Here is a 3250-nt window from a genome sequence, read left to right as displayed (position 1 = left end):
GCGCATCGGCCTGACCGGCGGCATCGGCAGCGGCAAGAGCACCGTCGCGGGCATGCTCGCCGACCAGGGCGCGGCGGTGATCGACACCGATGCCATCGCCCGTTCGCTGGCAGCACCGGGCGGCGCGGCGATCGATGCCTTGCGCGACCAGTTCGGTGCCGCGGCGATCGGYGCCGACGGCGGCCTCGACCGCGCCCGCATGCGCCAGGTCGTGTTCGCCGACCCCGCCGCGAAGTCGCAGCTCGAAGCCATCCTGCATCCGCTGATCGGGATCGAGTGCGATCGCCAGGCCGCCGCCGCAGGCGATCGCCCCCGGGTCTTCGACGTGCCGCTGCTGGTGGAATCCGGACGCTGGCGGGCGCGGGTCGACCGCGTGCTGGTGGTCGACTGCCCTGCCGCGACGCAAATCGCGCGCGTCACGCGCCGATCCGGCTGGGCCGTGGCCACGGTGCAGGCCGTGATCGACCAGCAGGCCAGCCGCGAGGCGCGCCGTGCCGCTGCCGATGCGGTGATCTTCAACGAGAACCTGAGCCTGGCGGAACTTGCAGCCGAAGTCCGCAGTCTCTGGTCCAGCTGGATCGAATCACGATGGATCACATCGCGATGAAGTGCCACCCTGTGGAACAATCCGGCGTCACGTTGTCACATTGATCGCCCGGAAAGCCGCCGTTTTGGTCCTGTACGAATACCCGTTCAACGAGAGCATCCGCACGATGCTCCGGCTCGAACACCTGTTCGACCGCCTCGGGCGCCTGCTGCCGCGCGATGAAGCCGTGGACCACCACTACGCGCTGGCGACGATGTTCGAGATCATGGACGTCGCATCGCGCGCCGACCTGAAGTCCGACCTGCTGAAGGAGCTCGAGCGCCAGCGGGCGCTGCTGCAGAGCTACCGCGGCAACCCGGCGATCTCCGAAGGGGCGCTGCTCGAGGTGATGGCACGCGTCGACCATGCGTTCAACGGACTGAACCAGCTGCCCGGCAAGGCCGGCCATGTGCTGACGGCCAACGAGTGGCTGATGAGCATCCGCAGCCGCATCAGCATTCCCGGTGGCACCTGCGAGTTCGACCTGCCGGCCTACTACGCGTGGCAGCAGCATGACGCCGCGAGCCGGCGCGCCGACCTGTCGGGCTGGATCGCGACGCTGACGCCGCTGGCTGAAGCCCTGAGCGTGCTGCTCGGGCTGCTGCGCGATGCAGGCGTGCCGCACAAGGTCGTCACGCAGGGCGGCCAGTACCAGCAGAGCCTGCCGGCCGGCCGCGTCTACCAGCTGCTGCGGGTGCGCATCGACAACGGCAGCCGCCAGCTGGTGCCCGAGATCAGCGGCCACCGCCTGATGGTGATGGTGCGGCTGATGAAGCAGGATGCCGAGGGCCGGCTGAAGCCCGCGGCRATCGACACCACCTTCGAACTGACCTTGTGCGCATGAATGCCCCCGCCAAGCCCCGCATCGTGCGCTGCCCGACCTGCGCCGGCGACAGCCTCTACGCGAGCGACAACCCCTATCGGCCGTTCTGCAGCGAGCGCTGCAAGAACGTCGACTTCGGCGCCTGGGCCAGCGAGAGCTACCGTGTCGCCGCGCCGCCCCCGCCGGGCGCCGGCGTGACGCCCTCCCCGGACACCGACGACTGAGCAAATTCCGCCGCGGCGTGCAAACTGGCGCGCTTTCCCGGCCTTGATCGACCCCACGATGGCGGCTGTTCCCGGTTCAATGGGAAGCCATGTGGAAGCGTGTTGTCGATGTCGTTCTGGCGCTGGGCTTCGTCTTGGTGACCAACATCCCGTTGCAGGCCGGTGCCGCGGCGCTGACGCCGCTGGAGACCCGCTGGATGCAGGCCGCCTGGCCGGTGATCACCTACGCTCGGGCGCAGGGCCTGCCGCTGGACATCGTCGCCCAGCCGGTGGCGCAGGGCGGCGAGCCGCCGATCGCGATGGGCTATGTCGACGGCCGCTGCAAGCTGGTGCTGACGATGCGCGGCAACCCCGAGGCCGAATCCACGCTGGAGAAGATCCCTGCCGAGCTGCGCGACACCGTCGTCGAGGCGATGACCGCCCACGAGCTCGGCCACTGCTGGCGCTACGTGCAAGGCGCATGGCACACACCGCCGGTGGCCGGCTTCACCGACGCGCTCGACGCCGGCACGACCCCGCTGGCCGACCTGGAGCGCGACATGCGCGCGACGCGCTGGGAAGAAGGTTTCGCCGACCTGGTCGGGCTCGCGTGGACGCGCGCGCAGCACCCCGAGCGCTACCGCGCGGTGCACGCCTGGTTCGAGGCATTCCGCGCCGACCAGCCGCTGCCCGGCGCCCACCACGACACGCGCGCCTGGTTGAAGCGCGCCCAGGACCCGGCCGTGTTCGGTACGGCCGCCACCCCGTTCGAGCAGGCCTTGCCGGTCTGGCGCAGCGAGCCCGACGCCGGCCGCTGAGTCGCACGGGCAGGGCTCAGCGCGCGCCGGCCCCGTCCAGGCACTCGGCGACCCAGCGTTCCACCAGCGCCGACGAGGCCGGCACCGGCCCCCACAGCGCACGGTAGATGATCGGCGCGACCACCACGTCCATCGCCCGCTGCACCTCGGGCACCGGTTCGCCGCGCGCCACGCCGCGCTCGAAGATGAGGGCGATCTGCGCCGCAGTGAACTGCGCGCACTGGCACGGCGCGGTGCCTTCGCCATGGGCCTCGGTCGACAGCACGTCCTTCATCATCGCCAGCCCGATCGGCGACGACATCTCCTCATGGAACTGCTGCGCCCACGCGACCAGGTCGCCGGCGACCGAGCCGGTGTCGGCCGGTTCCGAATCGGGCTTCATCCGCTCGACCGACACATCGGCCAGCAACTCGCCGAGATCGCCCCAGCGGCGGTAGATCGTCGACGGGGTGACCTCGGCACGCGCCGCGATCATCGGCACGGTCAGTTCGGCGCGCCCGTGCAGCTCGATCAGCTCGCGCGTGGCGCGGTGGACGGCCGCCTGGACGCGGGCGCTGCGGCCGCCCGGCCGCGGGGTGGTGGTTGCAGTCATGAAACCATGCTAACGCAAAGTATTTGCTTTAGCTCAGGATTGGGTTCAGAATCCGCTAACGCAAATATTTTGCGTTAGCTGAAGGAGCCGACATGACCACGCCCGCACTCGCCACCGCGCCCGCCGCCCTTCGCGCGCCCGGACTGCGCCTCGGCACCACCGCCTCGCTGTGGCTGACGGTCTCGCTGGTCGTCAGCTTTCTCGCCGCCTCCAGCGCGCCGTCTCCGC

General features: G+C 70.3%; 5 protein-coding genes. 4 read left to right on the top strand and 1 reads right to left on the bottom strand.

Features of this window, described 5'->3' with window-relative positions:
• The 4 genes from coaE to AC1D12_RS28880 all read left to right on the top strand — a co-directional run.
• Positions 1 to 607 (top strand): dephospho-CoA kinase (coaE, locus tag AC1D12_RS28895; protein ID WP_477844564.1); only part of this gene is annotated, 607 nt, incomplete at its 5' end.
• 64 nt (positions 608 to 671) lie between these two features.
• The gene (gene zapD, locus AC1D12_RS28890; protein WP_047500131.1) at positions 672 to 1430 is read left to right on the top strand and encodes a cell division protein ZapD; all 759 of its coding nucleotides are present in this window, start codon (positions 672 to 674) and stop codon (positions 1428 to 1430) included.
• Entirely contained in the window at positions 1427 to 1633 is a 207-nt protein-coding gene (locus AC1D12_RS28885) for a DNA gyrase inhibitor YacG (RefSeq protein WP_047500129.1), read from the top strand. The genes zapD and AC1D12_RS28885 overlap by 4 nt, the downstream gene beginning before the upstream one ends.
• An 89-nt stretch (positions 1634 to 1722) precedes the next feature.
• Positions 1723 to 2430: a hypothetical protein gene (locus AC1D12_RS28880; RefSeq protein ID WP_477825519.1), complete on the top strand. Its 708-nt coding sequence runs from the start codon at positions 1723 to 1725 to the stop codon at positions 2428 to 2430.
• A gap of 16 nt (positions 2431 to 2446) precedes the next feature.
• On the opposite strand, the gene AC1D12_RS28875 is transcribed toward AC1D12_RS28880, so the two are convergent.
• Positions 2447 to 3022 (bottom strand): TetR/AcrR family transcriptional regulator, encoded by a 576-nt coding sequence (locus AC1D12_RS28875; RefSeq protein WP_465110908.1) that lies wholly within the window; start codon positions 3020 to 3022, stop codon positions 2447 to 2449.
• Between the last annotated feature and the right edge of the window lie 228 nt (positions 3023 to 3250).

The sequence above is a fragment of the Rhizobacter sp. P1_G5 genome, from assembly GCF_056405435.1.
Note: the sequence above shows the minus strand (reverse complement) of the source record. Positions and strands in the feature narration are given on the sequence as shown.

Excerpts from the sequence above, each read along its gene's own strand:
- AC1D12_RS28885 (WP_047500129.1), top strand. The coding sequence starts at position 1,427 with ATGAATGCCCCCGCCAAGCCCCGCATCGTGCGCTGCCCGACCTGCGCC.
- AC1D12_RS28880 (WP_477825519.1), top strand. The coding sequence starts at position 1,723 with ATGTGGAAGCGTGTTGTCGATGTCGTTCTGGCGCTGGGCTTCGTCTTG.
- AC1D12_RS28875 (WP_465110908.1), bottom strand. The coding sequence starts at position 3,022 with ATGACTGCAACCACCACCCCGCGGCCGGGCGGCCGCAGCGCCCGCGTC.